The sequence below is a fragment of the Streptomyces sp. NPDC017890 genome, assembly GCF_044328675.1.
Lineage (GTDB): Bacteria > Actinomycetota > Actinomycetes > Streptomycetales > Streptomycetaceae > Streptomyces.
On sequence record NZ_JBIRHU010000001.1, the window covers coordinates 239,979 to 264,864 of the forward strand.

The 24,886-nt window shown below is 71.5% G+C and carries 21 protein-coding genes; 11 read left to right on the forward strand and 10 right to left on the reverse strand.

Annotation, left to right across the window (positions count from 1 at the left end):
- Window positions 1–8: 8 nt before the first annotated feature.
- The 3 genes from nadD to ACH4F2_RS01035 all read right to left on the reverse strand — a co-directional run bounded on the left by nadD (window position 9) and on the right by ACH4F2_RS01035 (window position 1,229).
- A complete protein-coding gene (gene nadD, locus ACH4F2_RS01025; protein ID WP_398130562.1) occupies window positions 9–719 on the reverse strand; it encodes a nicotinate-nucleotide adenylyltransferase in 711 nt (236 codons plus the stop codon).
- A 58-nt stretch (window positions 720–777) separates the two neighbouring features.
- On the reverse strand, window positions 778–945 hold the full coding sequence (locus ACH4F2_RS01030) for a hypothetical protein (protein WP_398130563.1): 168 nt from the start codon (window positions 943–945) through the stop codon (window positions 778–780).
- A gap of 122 nt (window positions 946–1,067) precedes the next feature.
- Window positions 1,068–1,229 (reverse strand): hypothetical protein, encoded by a 162-nt coding sequence (locus ACH4F2_RS01035; protein ID WP_398130564.1) that lies wholly within the window; start codon window positions 1,227–1,229, stop codon window positions 1,068–1,070.
- Window positions 1,230–1,371: 142 nt separating this feature from the next.
- On the opposite strand from ACH4F2_RS01035, the gene ACH4F2_RS01040 reads away from it, so the two are divergent.
- Window positions 1,372–2,544 carry a M48 family metallopeptidase gene (locus ACH4F2_RS01040; protein ID WP_398130565.1) on the forward strand — a complete coding sequence of 391 codons (1,173 nt, stop codon included), beginning with the start codon at window positions 1,372–1,374 and terminating at the stop codon, window positions 2,542–2,544.
- 33 nt (window positions 2,545–2,577) lie between these two features.
- Here ACH4F2_RS01040 and ACH4F2_RS01045 read toward each other — a convergent pair whose 3' ends face one another.
- The 5 genes from ACH4F2_RS01045 to proB form a co-directional block, all read right to left on the reverse strand.
- Window positions 2,578–3,648: a hypothetical protein gene (locus tag ACH4F2_RS01045; protein WP_398130566.1), complete on the reverse strand. Its 1,071-nt coding sequence runs from the start codon at window positions 3,646–3,648 to the stop codon at window positions 2,578–2,580.
- A gap of 84 nt (window positions 3,649–3,732) precedes the next feature.
- Entirely contained in the window at window positions 3,733–4,302 is a 570-nt protein-coding gene (locus tag ACH4F2_RS01050) for a hypothetical protein (RefSeq protein ID WP_398130567.1), read from the reverse strand.
- Window positions 4,303–4,454: 152 nt separating this feature from the next.
- Window positions 4,455–5,741: a glutamate-5-semialdehyde dehydrogenase gene (locus ACH4F2_RS01055; protein ID WP_398130568.1), complete on the reverse strand. Its 1,287-nt coding sequence runs from the start codon at window positions 5,739–5,741 to the stop codon at window positions 4,455–4,457.
- A 107-nt stretch (window positions 5,742–5,848) separates the two neighbouring features.
- The gene (locus ACH4F2_RS01060) at window positions 5,849–6,385 is read right to left on the reverse strand and encodes a hypothetical protein (protein ID WP_398130569.1); all 537 of its coding nucleotides are present in this window, start codon (window positions 6,383–6,385) and stop codon (window positions 5,849–5,851) included.
- 135 nt (window positions 6,386–6,520) lie between these two features.
- Window positions 6,521–7,645: a glutamate 5-kinase gene (proB, locus tag ACH4F2_RS01065; protein WP_398130570.1), complete on the reverse strand. Its 1,125-nt coding sequence runs from the start codon at window positions 7,643–7,645 to the stop codon at window positions 6,521–6,523.
- A 187-nt stretch (window positions 7,646–7,832) separates the two neighbouring features.
- On the opposite strand from proB, the gene ACH4F2_RS01070 reads away from it, so the two are divergent.
- Window positions 7,833–9,998, forward strand: coding sequence for a hypothetical protein (locus ACH4F2_RS01070; RefSeq protein WP_398130571.1), 2,166 nt, complete (start codon window positions 7,833–7,835; stop codon window positions 9,996–9,998).
- A gap of 334 nt (window positions 9,999–10,332) precedes the next feature.
- Here the strand turns inward: ACH4F2_RS01070 and rfbC are convergent, their stop codons facing one another.
- Window positions 10,333–10,932: a dTDP-4-dehydrorhamnose 3,5-epimerase gene (gene rfbC, locus ACH4F2_RS01075; RefSeq protein ID WP_398130889.1), complete on the reverse strand. Its 600-nt coding sequence runs from the start codon at window positions 10,930–10,932 to the stop codon at window positions 10,333–10,335.
- 25 nt (window positions 10,933–10,957) lie between these two features.
- Window positions 10,958–11,827 carry a glucose-1-phosphate thymidylyltransferase RfbA gene (rfbA, locus tag ACH4F2_RS01080; RefSeq protein ID WP_398130572.1) on the reverse strand — a complete coding sequence of 290 codons (870 nt, stop codon included), beginning with the start codon at window positions 11,825–11,827 and terminating at the stop codon, window positions 10,958–10,960.
- A gap of 126 nt (window positions 11,828–11,953) precedes the next feature.
- On the opposite strand from rfbA, the gene rfbB reads away from it, so the two are divergent.
- From rfbB to ACH4F2_RS01125, 9 genes are all read left to right on the forward strand, one after another.
- Complete coding sequence (gene rfbB / locus ACH4F2_RS01085; protein ID WP_398130573.1) at window positions 11,954–12,943, forward strand: dTDP-glucose 4,6-dehydratase; 990 nt, start codon at window positions 11,954–11,956, stop codon at window positions 12,941–12,943.
- Window positions 12,940–13,824, forward strand: coding sequence for a dTDP-4-dehydrorhamnose reductase (rfbD, locus tag ACH4F2_RS01090; protein ID WP_398130574.1), 885 nt, complete (start codon window positions 12,940–12,942; stop codon window positions 13,822–13,824). Before rfbB ends, rfbD begins: the two co-directional genes overlap by 4 nt.
- Complete coding sequence (locus tag ACH4F2_RS01095) at window positions 13,821–15,089, forward strand: lipopolysaccharide biosynthesis protein (RefSeq protein WP_398130575.1); 1,269 nt, start codon at window positions 13,821–13,823, stop codon at window positions 15,087–15,089. Before rfbD ends, ACH4F2_RS01095 begins: the two co-directional genes overlap by 4 nt.
- Window positions 15,090–15,296: 207 nt before the next feature.
- Complete coding sequence (locus ACH4F2_RS01100) at window positions 15,297–15,680, forward strand: DUF2304 domain-containing protein (RefSeq protein ID WP_398130576.1); 384 nt, start codon at window positions 15,297–15,299, stop codon at window positions 15,678–15,680.
- Window positions 15,677–16,414: a glycosyltransferase family 2 protein gene (locus ACH4F2_RS01105; RefSeq protein WP_398130577.1), complete on the forward strand. Its 738-nt coding sequence runs from the start codon at window positions 15,677–15,679 to the stop codon at window positions 16,412–16,414. The genes ACH4F2_RS01100 and ACH4F2_RS01105 overlap by 4 nt, the downstream gene beginning before the upstream one ends.
- A 5-nt stretch (window positions 16,415–16,419) precedes the next feature.
- Complete coding sequence (locus ACH4F2_RS01110; RefSeq protein WP_398130578.1) at window positions 16,420–17,316, forward strand: glycosyltransferase family 2 protein; 897 nt, start codon at window positions 16,420–16,422, stop codon at window positions 17,314–17,316.
- Between the two features lie 98 nt (window positions 17,317–17,414).
- On the forward strand, window positions 17,415–19,616 hold the full coding sequence (locus ACH4F2_RS01115; protein WP_398130579.1) for a CDP-glycerol glycerophosphotransferase family protein: 2,202 nt from the start codon (window positions 17,415–17,417) through the stop codon (window positions 19,614–19,616).
- Window positions 19,617–19,687: 71 nt separating this feature from the next.
- Window positions 19,688–23,263 (forward strand): CDP-glycerol glycerophosphotransferase family protein, encoded by a 3,576-nt coding sequence (locus tag ACH4F2_RS01120; protein WP_398130580.1) that lies wholly within the window; start codon window positions 19,688–19,690, stop codon window positions 23,261–23,263.
- Window positions 23,260–24,855 (forward strand): DUF6020 family protein, encoded by a 1,596-nt coding sequence (locus ACH4F2_RS01125; protein ID WP_398130581.1) that lies wholly within the window; start codon window positions 23,260–23,262, stop codon window positions 24,853–24,855. The genes ACH4F2_RS01120 and ACH4F2_RS01125 overlap by 4 nt, the downstream gene beginning before the upstream one ends.
- Window positions 24,856–24,886 lie beyond the last annotated feature (31 nt).

Genomic DNA, 24,886 nt, shown 5'->3' on the forward strand with positions numbered 1-24,886 from the left:
CTCTCGGCTCACTCGCCGCGGTACAGCTCGCGCTTGTCGATGTAGCGCACGACTCCGTCGGGCACCAGGTACCAGACGGGGTCGCCCTTGGCGACTCTCGCACGGCAGTCCGTGGAGGAGATGGCGAGGGCGGGGACCTCGACGAGCGAGACGCCGCCCTTGGGGAGTCCGTCGTCCGTCAGGTGGTGGCCCGGCCGGGTGACGCCGATGAAGTGCGCGAGGGAGAACAGCTCCTCGCTGTCGCGCCAGGTGAGGATCTGGGCGAGGGCGTCGGCGCCGGTGATGAAGAACAGGTCCGCGTCCGGGTTGAGCGCGCGCAGGTCGCGCAGGGTGTCCACGGTGTAGGTGGGACCGCCGCGGTCGATGTCGATGCGGCTCACCGAGAACTGCGGGTTCTCGACGGTCGCGACGACCGTCATCAGATAGCGGTCCTCGGCCGCGGACACGGTGCGGTGACTCTTCTGCCACGGCTGGCCGGTGGGCACGAACACCACCTCGTCGAGGTGGAACTGCGCGGCGACCTCGCTGGCCGCCACGAGGTGCCCGTGGTGGATCGGGTCGAAGGTTCCGCCCATGACGCCGAGACGGCGCTTGCCCGACGGCGACGGGCCGCTGCTCCGGTCGGTGACGCGGGCGGGCACCGTGCGGCTGTGTGTGTCACGCGCCGGCGTGTTCGACGTGTCGTGCGCCGGACCGGTAGGCATGTCCTGCTCTCCCATGCGTGCAGACCCTACCGGCCCGGCCCGAGAGCTCCCGCCGCCCCCACAGCCTCCGTGCTCAGCGGTCGCGGTTGAACCGGGTGGTGATCCACAGCAGAAGCATCAGGGCGATGAACGCTCCGATGCCGGTGACGTAGGGGCTGAGGCTCTGGTGGTTGCCGCTGTGCTCCGCGCCGCCCTCGGAGGCGAGGGTGACAAACTGGGCAGCGGTGCTGTGGAAGCTCATCTTCGGCAGGACCTATCCGGTGTGGGCGGGATAAAGACGTCCGCTCATCGTATGCGGGCGCCTCACGGACGATCACGCCGACTCCGCCGTTGGGGACCGGACCGGGGAACCTTCGGATCGCCTCAGTCGTCCTTCCGCTTGTACCCCCGCAGCAGGAACCACGCGGTCAGCACACAGCCCACCACCATCACGATCAGCACGACCCGGAGCAGATTCCCGGGCCCTTGCTGCTCGGCCGCGGCCACCACCGTGGCGAGCCAGTCGGTGTGGGGGGTGTGCGCCATGACGTGGACTCCTTCGTTGCACTGCCCGTCCACGGTATCTCCGCCTAGGCTGGGCTCGGCTCCGGGGGAGCAAAGGGCCATACAAGGGTTCGTAAAGGGCCAGACATACGCGCAGGCCTCACACACGCACATGGGGGAAGACATGTCCGACGGCCACCAGCACAACGGGCACGAGAACGTGCCGAGCAGGCAGCGCAGGCGCTTCCCCGGAATCTCCTCGCGTGCGTACGAGCATCCGGCCGACCGCAGCGCCCTGGTGGCGCTGCGCAAGCTGAGCGGCTTCGACACGGTCTTCAAGGCGCTGAGCGGCCTGTTGCCCGAGCGCAGCCTGAGGCTGCTGTTCCTGTCCGACTCGGTACGCGTCTCGGACCGGCAGTTCGCCCATCTGAACGTCATGCTGCGCGACGCCTGTTACATCCTGGACCTGGAGAAGGTCCCCCCGATGTACGTCAACCAGGACCCGACTCCGAACGCGATGTGCATCGGCCTGGACGAGCCGATCATCGTCGTCACCACGGGACTCGTCGAACTGCTGGACGAGGAGGAGATGCGGGCGGTCGTCGGGCACGAGGTCGGGCACGCGCTGTCCGGACACTCGGTCTACCGGACCGTCCTGCTCTTCCTGACCTCCCTCGCCGTCCGGGTCGCCTGGATCCCGCTGGGCAACCTGGCGATCATGGCGATCGTGACCGCGCTGCGCGAGTGGTTCCGCAAGTCCGAGCTGTCCGCGGACCGGGCGGGTCTCCTGGTCGGCCAGGACCTGCAGGCCTCCATGCGGGGCCTGATGAAGATCGCGGGCGGCAACCACCTGCACGAGATGAACGTGGACGCGTTCCTGGAGCAGGCCGACGAGTACGAGGCCGGCGGCGACCTGCGCGACTCCGTGCTGAAGATCCTGAACGTGCTGCCCCGCACCCACCCCTTCACCACGGTGCGGGCCGCCGAGCTGAGGAAGTGGGCGGAGTCCCGGGACTACCAGCGGATCATGGACGGTCACTACCCGCGGCGCGAGGAGGACAAGGACACCTCGGTCCGGGACTCCTTCCGCCAGTCGGCGTCCAGCTACGCCACGGATGTGCGCGGCTCCAAGGACCCGCTGATGAAGCTGGTGAACGACATCGCGGGCGGCGCCGGTGACCTCGGCGACCGGATGCGCCGGGGCTTCGGCGGCTTCACGGCGTCCCAGCCGAGGCCGCCCAAGGACACGGACGGGTCGCCCAAGGACACGGACGGGTCGTCCGAGGGCCCGGACGGGACCGGCGGCCCGAGCGGCCCCGAGACCCCGGACGACCGCCCGCCGCGCGACGGCGCCTGAGCCGACGCCGGGCGGGCAGGACACACCCGGCCCTCACACCCTCGGCTGGGCGCTCGCCGCGAGGGTGCCGCACAGGGCCGTGGCGTTGTCCGTGGTGTACGGGTCGGTGCCGGCGGGGGTGCCGGTCCCGGCCGTCCGGCCCGCGAGCAGCGGGCGGAGGTGGTCCGCCGACTTGTCGGCGCAGGAGAGCGGTCCGGCCTGGACGTAGGAGGTGACGAGCTGCGTCTGGTGCAGCCGCAGGTCGTCCCGGTCGAAACGGAAGCGCAGCTCGCGCCGGACGGTGAACAGCGACGTCTCGGCCCGGTCGTCACCCGCGGGCCGCAGCGGGTACACCATGGTGTGGTCGGCGCTGACCTCCAGCGTGGACGCGTCGCTCTCCACGGCCCGCAGACTGCCGTGCACCCGGATCTCGGCGTCGGCCAGCTCCGCACGGGCCCGGTCGAAGCGCACCAGCCATCCGGTGGGCGCGTGCCGGCCGTCCGCGGCGGGCCTGTCGATGCCGTCGTCGAACTGGTCCAGCTGCTCCGGGTCCAGCAGCATCCGCACCGAACGGACCTCCCCGCCGACGAGCACGTCCGGGTCGAGCGCCGAGCGGACGATGTAGTTCTTCGCGGTGGTCAGCGCGCTCAGCACCTGGTCGTCCGAGAAGTGCGCGGTGCGCCGGTGGTCCGGCAGCGGGACGCCCTTCGCCGCGGACCGGAAGTGCGCGGCGGGACTGCGCTCGTACAGGTACGCGGCGTCGTCGGCGCCGGGCACCCGGCCCTGGGGGGCGAGCGGGACGACGGTCATCCGCGCCGGCTCCACGGCCCGCTGCGCGGCGGGGGTCTGGTACGGGTGCCGTACGCCCATGTAGATGGCGGTGCCGAAGGCGACGGCGATGAGCACGAGCAGGACCAGGGCCTGCCGGGACAGGCCGGCCCGGCGCAGCGGCGTACGGCGGCGTACGGCGGGCGCGTGGTCGGACAGGCGCTGCTGGGCGGAGAACTCCTCGAGGCGGGCAGCGCGGACGAACGACTCGTCGAAGACGACGGATCGGTACTCGTCCTCCCCGCCTCCGGGTGCGCCCTCGGGCGCCCCTCCGGGCGGATCGCCAAGGCCTGCCATACCTTCAGGGTAGGTCCGCGGAAGGTCCCGTAAACGCGCCGGTGCAGGCCAAGTCGGGACAGGTTTTCGGCGGCCGTCGGCAGGTCAGGGGGTGCGCGGAATGACCGACACGGCGGGCTGGGAGTAGTCGGCGGAGGCGGAGGGGGTCACGGTTCCGCCCTGCTCGGGTCCGGTGGAGGAGGGGGGCGGCACCTGCTGCGTGCCACCGCCCGAGGACGCGCCCCGGTAGACGGCGACGAAGGCCAGCGCGACCATGCCGACGCCCATCACGAGGGCGAGCATCCAGGCGACGGGCCGGTGCCAGCGGACCTGCTTGCCGTACGCCGGGGGAGCCCCGTACGGGCGGTCGAGGAGGTCGCGGTCGTCGTCCGGGTCGTCGAGGTCGGGATCATGGCCGAAATCGCCGTACCCGTCGTCGTAGCGCTCGGCTCTGCTGCGGCCGCGGCGGGCCGCTTCCGCCTCGGTGGCCTCGGCTCTGGCCTGCGCGGCGGCCAGGAGGCGTTCGACGGCGGTCGGCTCGTGCACCACGGCCGCCTGTACGAAGGCCTCGTCGAAGACCACGGAGGCGAACTCTTCGTCCGACACCCCGCGGTCGTGATCGTCGTCGGGCTCCCAGCCGTCAGGGAACGGCCTACCCCCCACGTCCTCCGGCACGGGTACAGCGTAGACCTGGGGGGTCGATTTGGGCAGACGGCGGGGAAAATCATCCGGTGGGTGAGATGCCCCGATCGGATCACGGGTGTACCCGGGGGCGCGTGCCGTGGACATGTGCCCACGGCGTGCGCGCCTCGGCCGGGACCCGCCCGTCAGCGCCGTACGTGCCCGTCACCGGTGACGATGTACTTGGTGCTGGTCAGCTCCGGCAGCCCCATCGGGCCCCGGGCGTGCAGCTTCTGCGTGGAGATGCCGATCTCGGCGCCGAAGCCGAACTGGCCGCCGTCGGTGAAGCGGGTGGAGGTGTTCACCGCCACCGTGGTGGAGTCGACCAGCTGGGTGAAGCGGCGGGCGGCCTGCTGCGAGGTCGTCACGATGGCCTCGGTGTGGCCGGAGGTCCACAGCCGGATGTGCTCGACGGCCTTGTCGAGCGAGTCGACGACCGCCGCGGCGATGTCGTACGACAGGTACTCCGTCTCCCAGTCCTCCGGCGTGGCCTCGACGGCCGTCACCTTGGAGTCCTCGGCGTACGCCATCACGCGCTCGTCGGCGTGCACGGTGACCCCGGCCTCGGCGAGGGCGTCCAGCGCGCGGGGCAGGAAGTCGGCGGCGATGTCCTGGTGGACCAGGAGGGTCTCGGCGGCGTTGCAGACGCTCACGCGCTGTGCCTTGGAGTTGATCAGGATGTCGACGGCCATGTCGAGGTCGGCCTGCGCGTCGACGTAGACGTGGCAGTTGCCGGTGCCGGTCTCGATGACGGGGACGGTGGACTCCTGGACGACCGTGTTGATCAGCGAGGCGCCGCCGCGCGGGATGAGTACGTCGACCAGGCCGCGGGCGCGCATCAGCTCGCGCACGCTCTCGCGGCTCTCGCCGGGCACCAGCTGCACGGCGTCGGCGGGCAGCCCGGCCCCGCCCACGGCGTCGCGGACGACCCGGACGAGGGCGGTGTTGGACCGGTAGGCCGATGAGGAGCCGCGCAGCAGGACCGCGTTGCCGGACTTCAGGCACAGGGCGGCGGCGTCGACGGTGACGTTGGGGCGGCCCTCGTAGATGATGCCGACCACGCCGAGGGGTACGCGGACCTGGCGCAGGTCGATGCCGTTGGGGAGGGTGCTGCCGCGCACGACCTCGCCGACCGGGTCGGGCAGGGCGACGACGTCGCGCACGTCGGAGGCGATGGCGCGGACCCGCTCCGGGGTCAGCGTCAGCCGGTCGACGATGGCCTCGCTGGTACCGGCGGCGCGGGCCTTGGCCACGTCCTGGGCGTTGGCCTCGACGATCTCGCTCGTACGGACCTCCAGCGCGTCCGCCACGGCCAGCAGCGCGTCGTCCTTGGCGGCCCGCGGCAGCGGCGCGAGGTCGGCCGCGGCGGACTTGGCCCGGTAGGCGGCCCGGGTGACCGGGGACATCGAGTCGTACGGCGAGAGCGTGGTCATGGGGGAAGCGTAATAGGCCGCGCGGCACCCCATACCGGCCGTTCCACACCCCGAGACATGTGCCGCACGGGCCCGGAGGTCCTCAGAACCGCTCCGGAGGAGGCGCACTAGAAGGGGTGGACTCCGACCGGTGTCGCCGGCGCCGGTCCGTACCCCGCCGCGATGCGCTGGTGGTAGGTCGCCCGGTCGATGACCTCCAGGCCGACGATCTCCCAGGGCGGCAGTCCCGCGGTCTGCCGGTGCTCGCCCCACAGGCGCAGGGCGACCGCGGCGGCGTCGTGCAGGTCGCGGGCCTCCTCCCAGTACCGGATCTCCGCGTGGTCCTCGGCGTACCGGCTGGTCAGCAGGAAGGGGTGGTCGTGCGCGAGCTGCTCCAGGGCGCGCCGCACCTCGGTGAGCGGGGACCGGGCGCCGGAGACGCTGAGGGTGACGTGCCACAGGCGCGGGGTGTGCTCGGGCTCATCGCCCCGGAACCGGTCGCCGGCCGCGACGCTGGTCAGGGCGCGTTCCTCACCGGCGGCGCGGGGCGACCCGTTGCGGGCCCCGCCGCCGGGCCGGGCACCCGTCACACCGCGGGAGCCGGTGGCGCCGCGGGAGCCCGTACCGTCGCGGGACGCCGCCGTTCCAGGGCGCACTCCGCTCACGACGGCCTCCTTCACGCACACGGCTCGGCCCGGTGGTCGGCCGGGCTGGTCCCTGAGGAAAGTTGAGCAGCCCGCGCAAGATCGCGGGGCGGTTTTGCGGAACGTCCACCGCCGATTCGGGGACGTTTCGACCCATTACGGGTGCAGGATCACCAGATCGTCCCTGTGTACGACCTCGCGTTCGTACGCCGGCCCGAGTTCGCGCGCCAGTTCCCGGGTGGAGCGGCCGAGCAGCCGGGGGATCTCCTTGGCGTCGAAGCTGACCAGCCCCCGGGCCACCGCGCGCCCCGCGCCGTCCCGCAGCTCCACGGGCTCACCCGCGGCGAACTCGCCCTCCACCCCGGCGATCCCGGCCGGCAGCAGCGACTTGCGGCCCTCCACGACCGCGCGCACCGCCCCGTCGTCCAGGACGAGCGCCCCCTGCGGGGTGGAGGCGTGCTGGAGCCACAGCAGCCGGTCGGCGGAGCGTTTGCCGGTGGCGTGGAAGTAGGTGCCGGTGTCGCCGCCGGCCAGGGCGTCGGCGGCGTGGACGGCGCTGGTCAGCACCACGGGGATACCGGCGGCGGCGGCGATGCGGGCCGCCTCGATCTTGGTGACCATGCCGCCGGTGCCGACGCCGGCCTTTCCGGCGCTGCCGATCTCGATGTGCGCCAGGTCGGCCGGTGCGTGCACCTCGGGGATCCGCGAGGTGTCCGGCCTGCTCGGGTCGCCGTCGTACACGCCGTCCACGTCGGACAGCAGCACCAGCAGGTCGGCGCGGACCAGGTGGGCGACGAGGGCGGCGAGGCGGTCGTTGTCGCCGAAGCGGATCTCGTCGGTGGCGACGGTGTCGTTCTCGTTGACGATCGGGAAGGCGCCCATCGCCAGCAGCTTGTCGAGGGTGCGGGAGGCGTTGCGGTGGTGGGCGCGGCGGCTCATGTCGTCGCTGGTCAGCAGCACCTGGCCGACGCGGACGCCGTAGCGGGCGAAGGAGGCGGTGTAGCGGGCGACCAGCAGGCCCTGGCCGACGCTGGCGGCGGCCTGCTGACGGGCCAGGTCGCTCGGGCGGCGGCGCAGGCCCAGCGGGGCGAGGCCGGCGGCGATGGCACCGGAGGAGACGAGGACGATCTCCTTGTCCGTCCCCCGCACCTTGGCCAGCACGTCGACGAGCGCGTCCACCCGGTCGGCGTCCAGGCCGCCCGCCGCGGTGGTCAGCGAGGACGAACCGACCTTGACGACGATCCTGCGGGCCTCGCCCACGGCCTGCCTTGCCCCTGCCACGGCCCCGTCCGCCTCTCCCGTCGACGCGCGCCGAATCCCTGCGCTCGCCGGGCAATCTACGCGAAGGGCGCCGTGCCCCGCGCCGCGGTCCAGGCTGCGGACAGGGGCCGCGGCGGCCACCGCGTCACGGGCGCGGTCAACACGCGCGTGTCGTCGGGTGGTCGACCGGCGTTAACCCGGATGTCCGATGCGCGACAAGCCTGGAGCGACCGCAGTGCCCCTACCCCTGTCCCGCCGCAGCCGTCCCCGCCGCGGTCTCCCCCGCGTCGGTCTCCCCCGCGTCGGTCTCCCCCGCCGGCAGACCGCCGTGAAACTGCTCGTCCTCGGCGTGCTGGCGACCGCCTCCGCCGCGCAGGCCGTGGGCGCGCTGCTGCCGCACGTGCCGCTGCTGCTCGCCGCCACCGCCGGTTCGCTGGCCGCCGAGGGGATGCTGTACCGCTGGCAGCGGGGCATGGTGTCCCTGTTCGCCAAGTCGCACGCCGACGTCACGGTGCGGCACGTGCTGCGGGACCTGCTGCTCGTGGTGGGCCTGCTGCGGCTCGGTGAGCAGCACCGGGAGACGGTGTACGCGCCGCTCGTCGCCGGGCTGCTCGCCTTCTACGGGCTGCACTGGGCGATCCAGGCGGTGTCCGTGCTGGTCCGGCGCACCCGGACGCTGCCCGTGGTGACCCGCAACATCGACGCCTCGGCGCTGCGCCTGACCCCGGCGCCCCCTCTTCTGCTGCGCCGCCCCGGGCCCCGGCTGGCGGCCTTCGGGCTGCCGGCGACGGCCGGGCTGCTGGCCACGGCGGCCACCGACGCGCCGGTGTACGGCGCGGCCGGCCTCGCGCTGTCCCTGACGGTGGCGCTGGCGGGCCTGGGGGCGCTGCTGGTCCGGTTGCTGCCGGGGCGCCGGCCGGCGGGCGAGCGGGAGGTGCTCGACTGGTTCGAGGCCTGGCTGGCGGAGTACCGGCCGACCGTCGGCCTGTACTTCTCGGGCGGGGCGTCCTCGGCGTACCAGGCCAACATGTGGCTGGAGCCCCTCGCGCGGCTGGACGGGCGGCCACTGATCGTGCTGCGGGAGCGCTTCATGGTGCAGCGGATCGCGGCGACCGACATCCCGGTCGTGTGCCTGCCGAAGGTGTCCACGCTGATGTGTCTGGAGCACTCCACGCTCCGCGTCCTCCTCCACCCGTCGAACTCGGGGAAGACCTCGCAGGTCCTGCGCATCCCCACGATCAAGCACGCCTTCGTCAACCACGGGGAGAGCGACAAGCTGTCCTCGTGCAACCCGTACGCGAAGGCGTACGACGAGGTGTGGGTCGCCGGCCCGGCGGCGCGCGAGCGGTACGCGCAGGCGGAGGTCGGCGTCGAGGACAAGGACGTGGTGGAGATCGGCCGCCCGCAGCTGGAGGCCGTACGGCCGTACGCGGGTCCGCCCGCTCCCGGTGCGTTCACGACGGTCCTGTACGCGCCGACCTGGGAGGGCTGGGACGGCAACCCCGGGAACACGTCGGTGGTCGAGGCCGGCGAGAACCTCGTACGGGCGCTGCTCGCGGACCCCGGCGTGCGGCTGCTGTACAAGCCGCATCCGCTGACGGGATCGGTGGATCCGCGGGCCGGGGCCGCCGACCTGCGTGTCCGGGAGCTGGTGCGGGCGGCGAACAGGGAGCGGAGCGGACCCCGGCCGGAGGCGTCGGCGTCCGCCGAGCTGGCCCGGCGGACGGCGGAACTGGACCGGCTCACCGCGGCCGGTTTCCGCTCCGCCGCCGACCAGGTGGAGCGGATGCTGCGCAGGCCGGCGCCGGAGCCCGGGCGGGCCGAGGCGGTGACGCGGGCGACGGCCGCCTGGGAGGAGGCGTACTGGGCCTCGCTGCCCGAGTGGGAGCACCAGGTCGTCACGGATGCCCGGCCGCCCCTCTATGCCTGCTTCAACCGGGCCGACCTGCTGATCAGCGACGTGTCGAGCGTGGTCAGCGACTTCCTGGCGAGCGGCAAGCCGTACGCGGTGGCCAACACCAGCGGGCTGGCCGAGGACGGGTTCCGCAAGACGTTCCCGACGGTGGCGGCGGCGACCGTGCTGACGCCGGACGCGGCCGGGGTGCCGGACCTGCTGGACACCGTCAGGCATCCGGACCGGGACGAACTGGCCGGGGAACGCGCCGCGTTGGCCCTGCGCCTGCTCGGGCCGGCCGACCCGCCGTCCCAGGAGCGCTTCGCCGGTGCCGTGCGGGCCCTGTGCGCGGCGGCCGAGGAGCACCGGGCCCGGATGGCACGGCGGCTGGCCGCCGAACTCCCGCTCCCGGGGCCACGGCAGGCGAAGGCGGCGCCTGGGCCGGTCACCGTCACTCCGAAGCGGCGGGGGCGGGACTAGCCGCGTGGCGGGGCCGCCGGCCCCGCCGGTCGTGGCACCGGCGCGCGGGCGGCCTCCCCTGCGATCCCCCGCCCACCGGCCGGCTCAGCCGCGCCGGTGGCGCCGTTCCGCCCTGCCGGGGCGGGCCCGGTCATGTCTCGTCCGGGACCGCGGGCGGGCCGAACGGCCGAGCCCCTCGTGGGCGCGGCCGGCCCGGGCGGCGGCGGCGCGGGCCGGGACGCCGGAGGGGCGCCTCAGCCGCGCGCCGGCGGGAGGAGGTGTCTCAGCCGCGCGCCGGCCGGCTGCCGGAGGAGGTGTCTCAGCCGCGCGCCGGCCGGCTGCCGGAGGAGGTGTCTCAGCCGCGCGCCGCGAGCGTGCGGCGGAACGCCAGGCACTCCTCGTACCGCGGCAGGATTCCCGCTTCCCTGGCCTGGGCCAGTGTGGGGCCCTGGGCGTCCTTCGCGGACAGCTCGGGCGGGCCGGTCACCGGCCACTCGATGCCGATCTCCGCGTCGAGCGGGTGGACGGTCCGCTCGCGTTCGGGGGCGTAGCCCTCGGAGCAGAGGTACGTGACGGTCGCGTCGTCGGTCAGCGCGCAGAAGCCGTGGCCGAGCCCCTCGGAGAGGTAGACGGCCTTGCGTTCCCGGTCGTCGAGGCGGACGGTCTCCCACTGCCCGAAGGTGGGCGAACCGACCCGGACGTCGACGATCACGTCGAGTACGGCGCCGCGTACGCAGGTGACGTACTTCGCCTGGCCGGGCGGCACGTCGGCGAAGTGGATGCCGCGCACGACACCGGCCGCGGACACGGAGAGGTTGCCCTGCTTGAGGTCGAGCGGGTGGCCGACGGCCTCGGCCATGTGCTCGGCCTTGTACCACTCAAGGAAGAGACCGCGGGCGTCGCCGTGCTGCCGGGGGACGAACTCCCACGCGCCTTCGATACCCAGGGGGTTGATCTTCATCGACACAGTCCGTCCGCCGTCAGGCCTGGTGGGTGAGCAGGTTGAGCAGGTAGTCGCCGTAGCCGCTCTTGGTCAGCGGCTCGGCGAGTGCGCGCAGCCGCGCGTCGTCGATGTGACCGGCACGCCAGGCGGCCTCCTCGATACAGCCGATCTTCATGCCCTGGCGTTCCTCGACGACACGCACGTACTCGGACGCCTGGACGAGCGACTGGAAGGTTCCGGTGTCGAGCCAGACGGTGCCGCGGTCGAGGACCGAGACCTGGAGCTCGCCCCGGTCCAGGTAGTACTTGTTGACGTCGGTGATCTCCAGCTCGCCGCGGCCGCTCGGCTCGAGCTCCTTGGCGATCTCGACGACCCGGCTGTCGTAGAAGTACAGGCCCGGCACCGCGTAGCGGGACTTGGGGTGCTCCGGCTTCTCCTCGATGGAGCGGGCACGGCCCTGCTCGTCGAAGTCGACGACTCCGTACGCGGACGGGTCGGAGACGGCGTGCGCGAAGACGACACCGCCGTCGGGCTCGCTGTACTTGGCGAGCTGCCGGCCGAGCCCGACCCCGTGGAAGATGTTGTCGCCCAGGATCAGCGCGACCGGCTCGTCGCCGATGAAGTCCTCACCGATGACGAACGCCTCGGCGATTCCGTTGGGGTTCTCCTGGGTGGCGAACCGGATGTCCAGTCCGAGATCGCTCCCGTCCCCCAGCAGCCGCTCGAACTGCGCACGCTCGTCGGGACCCGTGATGACCAGGATGTCCCGCACACCCGCCATGATCAGGGTGGACAGGGGGTAATAGATCATCGGCTTGTCGAAGACCGGCATCAGCTGCTTGGACACGGCACGGGTGATCGGCCACAGCCGGGAGCCGGTACCACCGGCAAGCACTATTCCACGCATGGGAAGGCAGACTACGTCAGGACGCATGGCCGTCCGGCGGACACCCAGGGTGAGAACGGCCACTGAACCGTCCCTGAACGACCACTGAACGGTCCCGGCCGGTGTGCCCATAGAATGCTGGCTCTTATGAAGATTCTCGTCACCGGCGGCGCCGGGTTCATCGGTTCACAGTTCGTGCGGGCGTCGCTTCTCGGACAGCTGCCTTCGGGCGAGGACGCCCAGGTCACCGTCCTGGACAATCTGACCTATTCCGGCAACGAGGAGAACCTCGCGCCGGTGGCCGGCCAGGCCGGTTACACGTTCGTCCGCGGTGACATCCGTGACTACGGCACGGTCGACGACGTGATGCGCGGCCAGGACGCGGTGGTGCACTTCGCCGCGGAGTCGCACGTGGACCGGTCGATCACGGACTCCTCACCGTTCGTCACCACGAACGTCCTGGGCACCCAGGTCCTGCTCGACGCCGCGAAGCGCCACGGTGTGGGCCGGTTCGTGCACGTGTCCACGGACGAGGTGTACGGCTCGATCGCCGAGGGGTCGTGGACCGAGGACTGGCCGCTGGCGCCGAACTCCCCGTACTCGGCCTCGAAGGCCGGCTCGGACCTGCTGGCGCTGTCGTACCACCGCACGCACGGCATGGACGTCGTGGTCACCCGCTGCTCCAACAACTACGGGCCGTACCACTTCCCCGAGAAGATGATCCCGCTGTTCACCACGAACCTGCTGGACGGCAGGAAGGTACCGCTGTACGGCGAGGGCCTGAACGTGCGGGACTGGCTCCACGTCTCCGACCACTGCCGGGGCATCGAGATGGCGCTGCGCGGCGGCCGGGCCGGCGAGATCTACCACATCGGCGGCGGCACCGAGGTCACCAACAAGGAGCTCACCGGCATGCTCCTGGACGCGTGCGGAGCGGGCTGGGACATGGTCGAGCACGTCGCCGACCGCAAGGGCCACGACCTGCGCTACTCCCTGTCGATCGCCAAGATCCAGGAGGAGCTCGGCTACACGCCGCTCGTGACCTTCGAGCAGGGCCTGGCCGACACCGTCCAGTGGTACCGCGACAACCGCTCCTGGTGGGAGCCGCTCAAGGCGAAGGCGGCGCTTCCGGCATGACCCGTTGGCTGATAACCGGCGCGGGCGGCATGCTCGGCCGTGACCTCACCGAGGTGCTCACCCAGGACGGGACGCGGTCGGTCACCGCGCCGACCCGCGGGGAACTGGACATCACCGACGCCGCCGCCGTGCGCGCCGCGGTGGCGGGCCACGGCGTCGTGGTGAACGCCGCCGCCTGGACCGACGTGGACGGCGCCGAGGCCGACGAGGCCGCGGCCACCCGGATCAACGGCGAGGGTCCACGGGTGCTCGCCGAGGCGTGCGCCGCCGAGGGCGCCGTACTCATCCAGGTGTCCACCGACTACGTCTTCCCCGGTGACGGCACCGAGCCGTATCCGCACGACGCCCCGACCTCGCCGGTCAACGCCTACGGGCGCGGCAAGCTCGCCGGTGAGCGGGCGGTGACGGAGCTGCTGCCCGAGCTCGGCTACGTGGTGCGCACGGCGTGGCTGTACGGCGCGCACGGGCGCAACTTCGTCTCGACCATGCTGGACCTCGCGACCCGCCGCGAGACCGTGGACGTGGTCGACGACCAGCTCGGCCAGCCCACCTGGACCGTCGCGCTCGCCCTCCAGATCGCGGAGCTGGGCGAGGCGGCCCTCACCGGACGGGCGCGGGCAGGTGTCTACCACGGCACCGCGTCCGGCTCGGGCACCTGGTTCGACCTGGCACGGGCCACGTTCGAACTGGCCGGTCTCGACCCGGAGCGGGTGCGCCCGACGTCCTCGGAGAAGTTCGTACGGCCGGCCGTACGGCCCGCGTACAGCGTGCTCGCGCACGACCGGTGGGCCGAGGCGGGTGTGGCGGCGCAGCCGCACTGGCGTGATCAGCTCGCCGAGGCCCTGGGGACGATGACCGCGGAGGGGCGGACGGGCGCGTGAGCCTCCTGGAGCGCATCTCCACGGCACTGCCGCGGGGCACGGCCTTCGTCGGCGCCGGTACGGCGGTGCTCGGCGTCGCCAGTTACGTCCACCTCGCGGCGGCGGGCCACACGCTCGCCGTCGACGACATGGCGAGCTTCTCGGTCCTGTGGACCGTGGTCTCCTCCATCGGCCTGGGGCTGTTCTTCCCCATCGAGCAGGAGATCACCCGGATCGTGGCCGGCCGCGTGGTGCGCGGCGACGGGGTGCTGCCGGTGCTGCGGCGCGGCGCGGCGCTCTCCCTCGGGCTGCTCGCCGTGGTCCTCGTGCCGCTCGCGCTGTTCGCCCAGGACGTCGCCGACCTGTTCTTCCACGGGGACACGAGCCTGGTGCTCGCGCTCGGCGGCGCCTTCACGGCGCTGGCCGTGGCGTACGTGACGCGGGGTGTCCTCGCCGGGCTCGGCCGTTTCGAGGCCTACGGGACACAGCTCGGTCTGGACGGCGGGCTGCGCATCGTGCTGTCGGCGGGGCTCGCGGTGGCCGGTGTGCAGTCGGTGTTCGCCTTCGCGGCGGTGCTGACGGTGGCGCCGCTGCTGGCCCTACTCGCGACGATCAAGCCGGTCTTCCGGGGGGCGCGGGCCGGGTCGCAGGCCGAGTGGCGTGAGCTGATCGAGCACCTGGGGCTGCTCGTCGGCTCGACGCTGCTGGCCCAGCTGCTGGTCAACATCGCGGTGATCAGTACCAAGGTGATCGCGACCGACGACGACGCCCTGGTCGCGGCGCTGCTGTCGGCGCTGGTCCTGGCCCGCGTGCCGCTCTTCGTCTTCGGCGCCTTCCAGGTGTCGCTGCTCGCGGGTCTGTCGGCGGCGTCGGCCAAGGGGGACACCCAGGGTTACCGGCGGCTGCTGGTGCGGGCGGCGTCCGTCACGGCCGGGCTCGGCGTGGCCGGAGGCATCGGCGCGGTGGCGCTCGGGCCGGCGCTGCTGCCGACGGTGTTCGGCGCGCCGGACGTGCTCGGGGCGGCCGACTTCGCCTGGCTGTCGCTCGGCACGGTGCTGTACATGCTGGCCATGGTGCTGGGGCAGGCGCTGCTCACGAGTGGCGGTGCCCGTATGCAGCTCATGGCGTGGATCGTGGGAACGGTGGTCCTGGTGGCGGTCACCCTCAGTCCGCTGGAGCTGCGTACGCGTGTCGAGTTGGCCTACGCCGCGGGCTCACTCGCGGTGGCCACCTTCATGACACTCGTTCTTCGCTCTCATGTAAGCTACCGCCCTGTGCGTTCATAGGATGATCACCCTTCCTGTCGCTCTCAGTAAGCGTGATCACGGACGGTGGAATGCAGTTCGGTGGCCCTCAGCGGCCGTCCGCCCCCCTGGTACAGCCCTGATACACCCCTGGTACACCCCTGGTACACCCCTGGTACACCCCTGGAAGAGTAGACAGGCCCTTTCCATGAGTCGTCCGATACCCCGGAGCGCGGCGTGAAGTTGTGGATGCTGACTTCGGTCACCGGAGTCTTTCTCGTCGCATGCATCGTCGAGATGCTGCGTCGCCGCAAACTCAAAGAGAAGTACGCGTTCCTATGGGTGCTCACCGGTCTGGTGATCATCCCCCTCGGTTTCTTCCCGACCGTCCTGGACTCGGTGGCCCGGGCCGTCGGCGTCGCCTCGGGCGTCAGCCTCATCCTGTTCCTGAGCGTGGCGTTCCTCTTCGTCGTCTGTCTCCAGTTGAGCTGGGAGGTCGGCCATCTGGAGGAGGAGGGCCGCACGCTCTCCGAGGAGGTGGCGCTGCTCCGCATCGACGTCCAGGAACTCCGGGCCCACCTCGCGGACAACGAGGCCCCGGCCGTCTCCACCGACCAGGGGGTCCTGAAGTGATCGACGGCAAGCGTGTACTGATCATCATGCCCGCGTGGAACGAGGCGGACGGTGTCGCGGAGGTCATCAAGGAGGTCCACGCCACACTCCCGGGCGCGGACGTCCTCGTCGTCGACGACGGCTCCACCGACGACACGACCGCAGTCGCCCGGGCCGCCGGCGCGACCGTGATGAGCCTGCCGTACAACCTCGGCGTGGGCGGGGCGATGCGGGCCGGCTACAAGTTCGCCCACGACCGCGACTACGACGTGGCCATCCAGGTGGACGCCGACGGACAGCACGACCCGCGCAACGTGCCCGAACTGCTGGCCCGGCTGGACGGCGACGCCGACCTCGTCATGGGAGCCCGGTTCGCCGGCACCGGCGAGTACGAGGCCCGCGGCCCGCGCCGCTGGGCGATGCTCGTCCTCGCCTTCTGGCTCTCCCGCATGGCGCGCACCCGGCTCACCGACGTCACCTCCGGCTTCCGCGCGTGCGATCGTGATCTGATCAAGGTGTTCGCCCGCTGGTACCCGGCCGAGTACCTGGGCGACACCGTGGAATCCACGATCGCCGCGATCCGGGCGGGCTTCCGCGTCGAGCAGGTACCCGTGGCCATGCGTCCGCGGACGACCGGCACGCCGAGCCAGTCGCCGTGGAAGGCCACCCTGTACCTCGGACGCATCGGCATGATCCTGCTGCTCGCGTTCAGCCGCGGCTCCTCGCTCGGCCTCGTCGCGCAGAAGGGCAAGTAATCCCGGTGCAGACCCTCGACATCATGCTGCCGCACTACGGCGACACCGGGCTGATGCAGGCCGCCGTGAACAGCGTGCTCGACCAGACCGACAAGGACTGGCGGCTGACCGTCGTCGACGACGGCAGCGAAGAAGGCGTACCGGAGTGGTTCGCGTCACTCGGCGACAGCCGGGTCCGCTACCTGCGCAACGAGCAGAACCTGGGCATCACCCGCAACTTCCGCAAGTGCGTGGAGCTGGTGGAGTCGACGCACTTCACCATGCTCGGCAGCGACGACCTGCTGATGCCGACCTATGTCGAGACGGTGCGCGCGGCCGTCGAGGCCGAGCCCGGCGCGGCGATCTACCAGCCGGGCGTGGAGGTCATCGACGAGCACGGCAATCCGTCCACCTCACTGGGCGACGAGGTCAAGCGGCGGCTGTACGCGCCGAAGGACAAGGGCCGCAGGCTGGTCCTCTCCGGCGAACCGCTCGCCGCGAACCTGCTCGGCGGGAACTGGCTGTACTTTCCGTCGATCTGCTGGCGCGCCGACGCCGTCAAGGCGGTCAGCTTCCGCGAGGACCTCTCGGTCATCCAGGACCTGGCCCTGATCATCGAGCTGATCCGGCGCGGCGAGAAGCTGGTCGTCGACCCTGCGCCGGCCTTCCGTTACCGGCGCCATTCCGGCAGTCTCTCCGCGGCCGAAGCCGTCACCGGTGCCCGTTTCGGCGAAGCCGTGCGATTCTTCAACGAGGTCGCCGACGACATGGACCGGCACGGCTGGCCGAAGGCCGCCCGGGCCGCCCGGCGGCACCTGTCCATGCGGCTGCACGCCCTGACCATGCTGCCCTCGGCGCTGCGCCACCGGCACTCGCAGGCCGCACGCCGCCTGCTCGGATACGCCCTGACAAGATCCGAGTAACCGCCCTACTGGAAGGAAAAGGCGCCCCACACCCCGCCTTCGCACATCGCCCCACCCCCGTCGGAAGTCCGAGTCTCATGATCCCCACGCAAACCCCCATGCCCCGCTTCAGCGTCATCGTGCCGGCATACGGCGTCGAGGCGTATCTTCGCGACTGCCTCGACTCCGTGCTCAGTCAGTCGTTCGAAGACTTCGAGGTCATCGCCGTCAACGACGCCTCCCCCGACGCCTGCGGCGAGATCATGGCCGAGTACGCGGCCAAGGACCCGCGCGTCGTGGACGTGCAACTCGAACAGAACGTGGGCCTGGGCCGAGCGAGAAACGCGGGCATGGCCCGCGCCCGGGGCACCTACCTGATCTTCCTCGACAGCGACGACACGATGCTGCCGGGCTCCCTCCAGGCGATCTCCCACCGCCTGGAGGAGACCGACGACCCCGAGCTGCTGATCTTCGACTACTCGCGCACCCACTGGCACGGCGGGATCACCCCCAACGCGAAGCGGGCGGTACTCACCGGGAGCCCGCGCGGGGTCTTCTCCCTGGAGGACAACCCCGAGCTGCTCGGGCTGCTCCAGGTCGCCTGGAACAAGGCGTACCGCCGCGACTTCGTGGAACGCTGGGGCTTCCTCTACCCCACGGGCTACTACGAGGACACCCCCTGGACCTACCCGGTCCTGGTGGCCGCCGAGACCATGGCCGTCCTCGACCGGGTCTGCATCCACTACCGCCAGCGGCGCCAGGGCAGCATCCTGCACTCCACCAGCCGCAAGCACTTCGACGTCTTCGACCAGTACGACCTGGTCTTCGCGTTCCTGTCCGAGCACCCCGAGCTCGAACGCTGGCGGGGCGCGCTCTTCGAGCGCATGACCAACCACCTCCGGGTGATCGAGAACAGCCCCGGCCGGCTGCCCGACGACGCCCGCGCCGAGTTTCGCGCCCGCCGGCTGGAGGCCGAGCGGGCCCACCGCCCGGACGACTACCGGGAGCCCCAGGCCGCCAAGCCGGCCGCGCGCCGCTCCGTCGACCGGCTGCCGGCACCGCTGTACTCCGCCGCCCGCGGCGCGTACCGGTCCGTCCGCCGGTCCCGCCAGGTCTCCCGCAAGGCGAAGAAGGCACTGCGCAAGAGGGTCCTGGCGAACTACTACCGGGCCCACCGCCTGCTGCCGGTGAAGGACGACCTCGCCGTCTTCGCCGCGTACTGGAACTCCGACTACTCCTGCAACCCGGCGGCCGTGCACAAGAAGCTCCTCGAGCTCTCCCCTCGGACCGAGACGGTCTGGGTGCTCAAGCCGGGCTCGCGCAACACCCCGCCGCCCGGTACCACGGTCGTCCACCCGGGCTCGTGGGGCTTCTGGCGGGCGATGGCGCGCGGCAAGTACTTCGTGAACAACGTCAACTTCCCGACCAGCGTGGTCAAGCGGCCCGGGCAGGTCTTCCTCCAGACCCACCACGGCACACCGCTCAAGCGGATGGGTGTCGACCAGGCCGAGTTCCCGATGGCTCAGGGCCAGCTGAACATGCGGACCCTGATGCAGCGGGTCGACCGGTGGGACTACAGCGTCTCCTCCAACAGTTTCAGCACCGCCGTCTGGGAGCGCGCCTACCCGGCCGAGTACACCTCGCTCGACTACGGCTACCCCCGCAACGACATCCTGGCGAACGCCACCGACCAGGACAGGGTCCGGGCCCGCGAGGCGCTCGGCATCGCTCCCGGCACCAAGGTCGTCCTGTACGCGCCGACCCACCGGGACTACCACGCCAAGCCGCAGCCGATGCTCGACCTGGAGCACTTCGCCCATCAGCTCGGCGAGGACTTCACCGTGCTGTCGCGGTCCCACTACTTCAACCTCGGCTCGGGCCCCGGGGCCGCGGAGGGCTCCCGGATAGTCGACGTGAGCGGGCACCCCTCGGTCGAGGAGCTGTACCTCGCGGCGGACTGTCTGCTGACCGACTACTCGTCGCTGATGTTCGACTACGCGCTCCTGGACCGGCCGATCGTGGTCTTCGCCAACGACTGGGAGATCTACCGGGCCACCCGCGGCACCTACTTCGACATCCACGACATACCTCCCGGCCACGTGGTGGCAACCGAAGGCGACCTTCTGGACGTCTTCCTTTCCGGGCGCTGGTGCGACGACACCTCCGCGAAGGCCCGACTGGAGTTCCGCGGACGGTTCTGCGAGTTCGACGACGGCCGGGCCGCGGAGCGTGTGGTGCGCCGGGTCTTCCTGAACCAGGAGAACGTGCCACCGGTGGCCCTCCCCTCGGATCGCCCTGGCCGCCGCCCCGCGCGCGACTAGAGCTACCGTGTCCGGCGAGTCCGGTCATCGCCGAACACGAACGAAACCTTGAGAAAGGTGCAGTACCCCACATGCCTCCCCGTCTGTCACTGGTCGTCCCTGTCTACAACGTGGAGCTCTTCCTCGAAGAGTGCCTGCAGTCGATCGCGGACCAGACGTTCACCGACTGGGAGGCCATCGTCGTGGACGACGGCTCCAAGGACGGCAGCCTCGCGATCGCCGAGAGGTGGGCGGCGAAGGACGACCGGTTCCGCGTCGTCCCCCAGGAGAACCAGGGCCTGGGCCCGGCCCGGAACACCGGGGTCGCCCACCTGACCGAGGGCACCGAGTTCCTCGCCTTCGTCGACAGCGACGACGTGGTGCTGCCCGACGCGTACGAGCGGTGCATAACGAGTCTGGAGGCGACCGGCTCGGACTTCGTCAGCGGCAACGTCAACCTGCTCAAGGCCGGCGAGATCCTGCCCTCCCCGCTGCACCGGAAGCGACTGCGCACCAGCCGCGAGCGGACCCACATCACCCGCGACAAGGACCTCGTCTACGACCGCACGGCCTGGAACAAGGTGTTCCGCCGGTCGTTCTGGGACAAGCACGCCTTCGAGTTCCCCGGCATCCTCTACGAGGACGCCCCGGTCACGCTGCCCGCGCACTTCCTGGCCTCCGCGGTCGACGTCCTCGGCGACCCGATCTACCTGTGGCGCCAGCGCACCGGCGGCGCCCCGTCCATCACCCAGCGCCGCACCGAACCGGTCAACGTCCGCGACCGCATCAAGTCCTGCGACACCGTGAGCCGCTTCCTGGCCTCCCGGCCGGGCGACCGGTACGCCGCGCACAAGCGCTGGTACGACGAGATCTTCATCACCGACGAGCTGCCGCTCTTCATGGCCGTCCTCGACGAGGCCGGTGACGAGTTCCGCGACCTGTTCATGGGCGGCGCCGCCGACTTCCTCAGCCGGGTCGACCCCGAGGTCATGCCCCGGCTGCCGGTCGCGCTGCGCCTGAAGTGCCACCTGATCCGTGAGGGCCGCCTCGACGAGCTCATGGAACTCCTCGCCTTCGAGCGGGAGACCGGCCGGGCCGTCCCGGTCGTCCGCCAGGGCCTGCGCCACTTCGCCGACTACCCGGTGATCGACACGAAGAAGCAGGCGGTGCCCCGCTCGATCCTGCGCGTGGACTCCGACTTCTCGGCTCGCGCCCGGGCCGAGGAGATCGTGTGGCGCGGCGGCCGTCTGCTCATCGAGGGGCACGCCTACATCCGCAACCTGGCCGCCGGGCGCCCCCAGCGCACGGCCCTGCGCGTCCTGATGCTGCGTGAGGTCGGCAGCCGGCGCACGGTCCTGGTGCGGCCCAGCCGGACCCGCGCCGCGCGCGCCACGCAGACCTCCGGCCAGTCGCTGCACAACTACGACTGGTCCGGCTTCGCCCTCGAACTCGACCCGGCCAGGCTCAGGGGCCGCGGCGGCTGGCGTGACGGCGTGTGGCGGGTCACCGTCGCCACCGCGCAGCAGGGCCTCGTCCGCCGTACCCGGCTCAAGGCCGGCGAGAGCGGCAGCGCCGAGAGCCCGGCCGCGTTCTGGGTGGAGAAGGACGTGCGGGTCGTCCCGTTCATCTCCGACAAGCATCTGTACCTGCGGGTCGACCGGGTCCGCGCCAAGCTGACCGGCCACCGGGCCGTGGACGGCGCCCTGGAGCTCACCGGGACCCTCGGGTACGAGGCCGCCGCCGGCGCCGCCCCGCTCACCATGGGCCTCACCCACGGCTCCTCGCAGGCGGTGCTCGAGTACCCGGTGGAGCGCGGGTCCGGCCAGGAGTTCTCCGTGCGGGTACCGCTGGCCGACCTGGACGTCCCGGGCCGCGACTCCGACAACCTCGAGGTCACCGACAAGTGGACCGCCGAGCTGGTGATCGGCGGCGGGCACCGGTTCCCCGTGGCCGTCGAGGCCGGCTGCGGCGACCTGGGCCGGCAGTACTCGTTCGACGGCCGGCCGGCCGCCGGGTGGGGCGAACGGGCCGTCGCCGTCGCCGACGACGGCGCGGGCCGCCTGGCGCTGCGCACCCAGCCCGTCCAGCCCGTGGTCGCCGAACTGTCCGTCACCCCCGAGGGCCGGATCGTCCTGGCGGGCGTGCTGCCCGCGACCGTGGACGGGCCGGTCGAGGTCGTGCTGCGGCACAGCCGGCACGCCGAGGAGCACTCCCACCCCGCCGCCGTCGCCGACGGCGTCTTCCGGACCGAGTTCCTGCCGGTGCCCACCAGCATCAGCGAGGTGCCGCTGCGCCAGGGCCGCTGGTACCTGTTCGCCCGCGACACCGCGACCCGCGTCGAGGTACCGGTCCGTGCCGTACCGTCGGCACTCACCGGCCTGCCCCTGCGCTTCACCGTGCGCGGCCGGGACTACGCCCTCACCCACCGCTTCATGGACCGTCTCCTCGTCGAGGCGGCGCCCGACCTGGGCCCGCAGGAGGTGGGCTGGTACCGCCAGCGCGAGATGCGCACCGGTGTGTACGCCCAGGCGCGCACGGCTCCGCTGCGGGACACGGTCCTGTACGCCTCGTTCTCCGGCCGCCAGTTCTCGGACTCGCCGCGCGCCGTCTACGAGGAGTTGCTGCGCCAGGGGGCGGAGCTGGAGCACGTGTGGGTCGTGGAGGACCGCCGCGCCGAGATCCCCACGGGGGTCAAGGCCGTCCGGCGGTGGAGCCGCGAGTGGTACGAGGCGCTCGGCCGGAGCCGGTACATCGTCACCAACACCCACCTGCCGCACTGGGTCCGGCGCCGCGAGGGCCAGGTCATCGTGCAGACCTGGCACGGCACCCCGCTCAAGCGGATCGGCCACGACATCGGCAGCGTCCAGTTCGCCGACCGCAAGTACCTGTCGAAGGTCGCGGAGGAGACCCCCAACTGGAGCTTCCTCGTCTCCCCGAACCGGTTCTCCACGCCGATCATGAGACGCGCCTTCCAGTACGAGGGCGAGATCCTGGAGTCCGGCTACCCCCGCAACGACGTGCTGCTCTCCGAGAAGACGGAGGAATCGGCACGGTCGGTGCGCGAGCGGATCGGCCTGCCGGAGGGCAAGAAGGTCGTGCTGTACGCGCCGACCTGGCGGGACGACCAGTTCTACCGGGCGGGCAACTACAAGTTCGACCTGCGGATCGACATGCGCAAGGCGGCCGAGCGCCTCGGCGACGACCACGTCATCCTCGTCCGCAAGCACTCCAACATCGTCGACGCGGTGCCCGGCGCCGGGGACGGCTTCGTCTTCGACGTGTCCAGCTACCCGGACATCGCCGACCTGTTCCTGATCACGGACGTGCTGGTCACGGACTACTCGTCGCTCATGTTCGACTTCGCGAACACGGGCCGCCCGATGCTGTTCTTCACGTACGACCTGGAGTACTACCGCGACCAGCTTCGCGGCTTCTACTTCGACTTCGAGAAGCAAGCACCGGGACCGCTGCTGCAGAGTTCGGACGAGCTCATCGAGGCTCTCGCCGACACGGAGCGGATCAGCGCCACCTACACGGAGGCCTACCGTGCGTTCAAGGACGTCTTCTGCGACCTCGACGACGGCCACGCCGCCCAGCGGGTGATCAGCCGGATGCTGGAACTCGCACACCCCGACCGTCCTACTCTCGAGCCCGCGGAGCAGCGTTGAAAGTACGAAGAACGTCCTTTGGCGGGGTCCGCCTGAAGGAGCGCCTGGAGCGCATCCCGGCGCAGCGCCGGCTGCCTCTGGCCGTCTACGCCGTCACCCAGCTGATCTTCCTGTTCTGGTGGGCCGCCTTCTACCCCGGCGGGATGAGCTACGACTCCGTCTCGTACGTGTGGCACGTCACCACCGACCACTGGATGTCCAACCACTCGGTGGCCTACGACGCGCTCGTGTGGCTCTCGCTGCAGGGCACCGGCGACCTGGCGATCCTGACGTTCCTGCAGAGCGTCGCCATGGCGGCGACGCTGGCCTACGTGGCGGGGACGCTGCGGAAGTTCGGCGTGCCGGGCAAGTGGGGTGCGGCGGCCGCGATCGCGTGCGCGGCAGTGCCGTCGATCGGCTCGTTCGTCATCTTCGTGTGGAAGGACGTGCCGTTCGTCATCGGCGCGGTCCTGGTGTTCGGTGCGGCCGGTCGCCTGGTGGCGCGCCGGATGCGGGGGATGGAGTCCGTCCACGACAAGGCGTTCCGCAACGAGATCGCGGTCCTGTTCCTCGGGTTCCTGGCCATGGGCCTGTTCCGCAACAACGGCCTGCTCGTCGCGGTCCTCGCCGTCCCGGTCATGCTGATCGTGCTGCCGCGGATGCGCCGGGCGGTGCTCGTCGCCACGGTGGTCCCCACGCTGATCTCGGGCCTGATGAACGTGGCGGTCTATCCGGCGCTGGGGGTGACCACGCCGACGAAGGACCAGGTGTACGCGATGAACTACGCGGACATCGCGGTGGTCTACGGCAAGTACCCGCAGACCTTCACCAAGGCCGACACGGAGCTGATGGCGAAGGTGGCACCGCTGTCGCACTGGAGCGGCCGGGCCGCCAACTGCTACAACGCCGACTGGGCGATGCGGCCCCCGATGGACCGCCCGGCGGCCGCGAAGTACAACACCGAACTCATCGACCTGTGGACGCGGGTCCTGAAGCGGACGCCCGACCAGATGATCTCGGCGCGGCTGTGCCGCTCGCACATCGCCTGGTCGCCGTTCCCGGGCCCGGCGGACAAGGCGGGCAACACCCTGGTCAGCTGGCCGTCGGTGCCCAAGAACCTCTTCGGCTGGGCGGACTGGAACCCCGAGATGCGGGACAGCCCGTACCGTTCCGTCCTGCAGATCCGCCCGGTCAACGACCAGCTGCACGACATCGCCTTCTTCACGTGGAAGGCCAGCAAGACCCCGCAGCTGGAGTGGCTGCTATTCCGCGGTGCGATCTGGTGCTACGCGGCGTACGCGGTGCTGCTGGTCTTCGCACGCCGGCACCGTTCCTGGGCGCCGCTGGGGCTGATGGCGGTTCCGCTGGCGCTCCAGCTGACGGTGGTGGCGGCCAACCCCGCCCCCCTGGCGCGGTACATGTTCGCGCCGATGTTCCTGGGCATCCTGACCCTCCCGCTGATCGCCGAGCGGCTGCGCCACGCCAAGCGGCAGCGCGACGCCGTCCGGACCGAGGCGTCCGACCCGGTGGGCGAGTCGGAGGACGCGTCGAAGGGCGAGTCGGAGGACGTCTCGCCCACCGACCGGGACCGGCAGACAGAACCGGTCACCTGACACGGACACCGGCTCGTGACACACCGAAGGG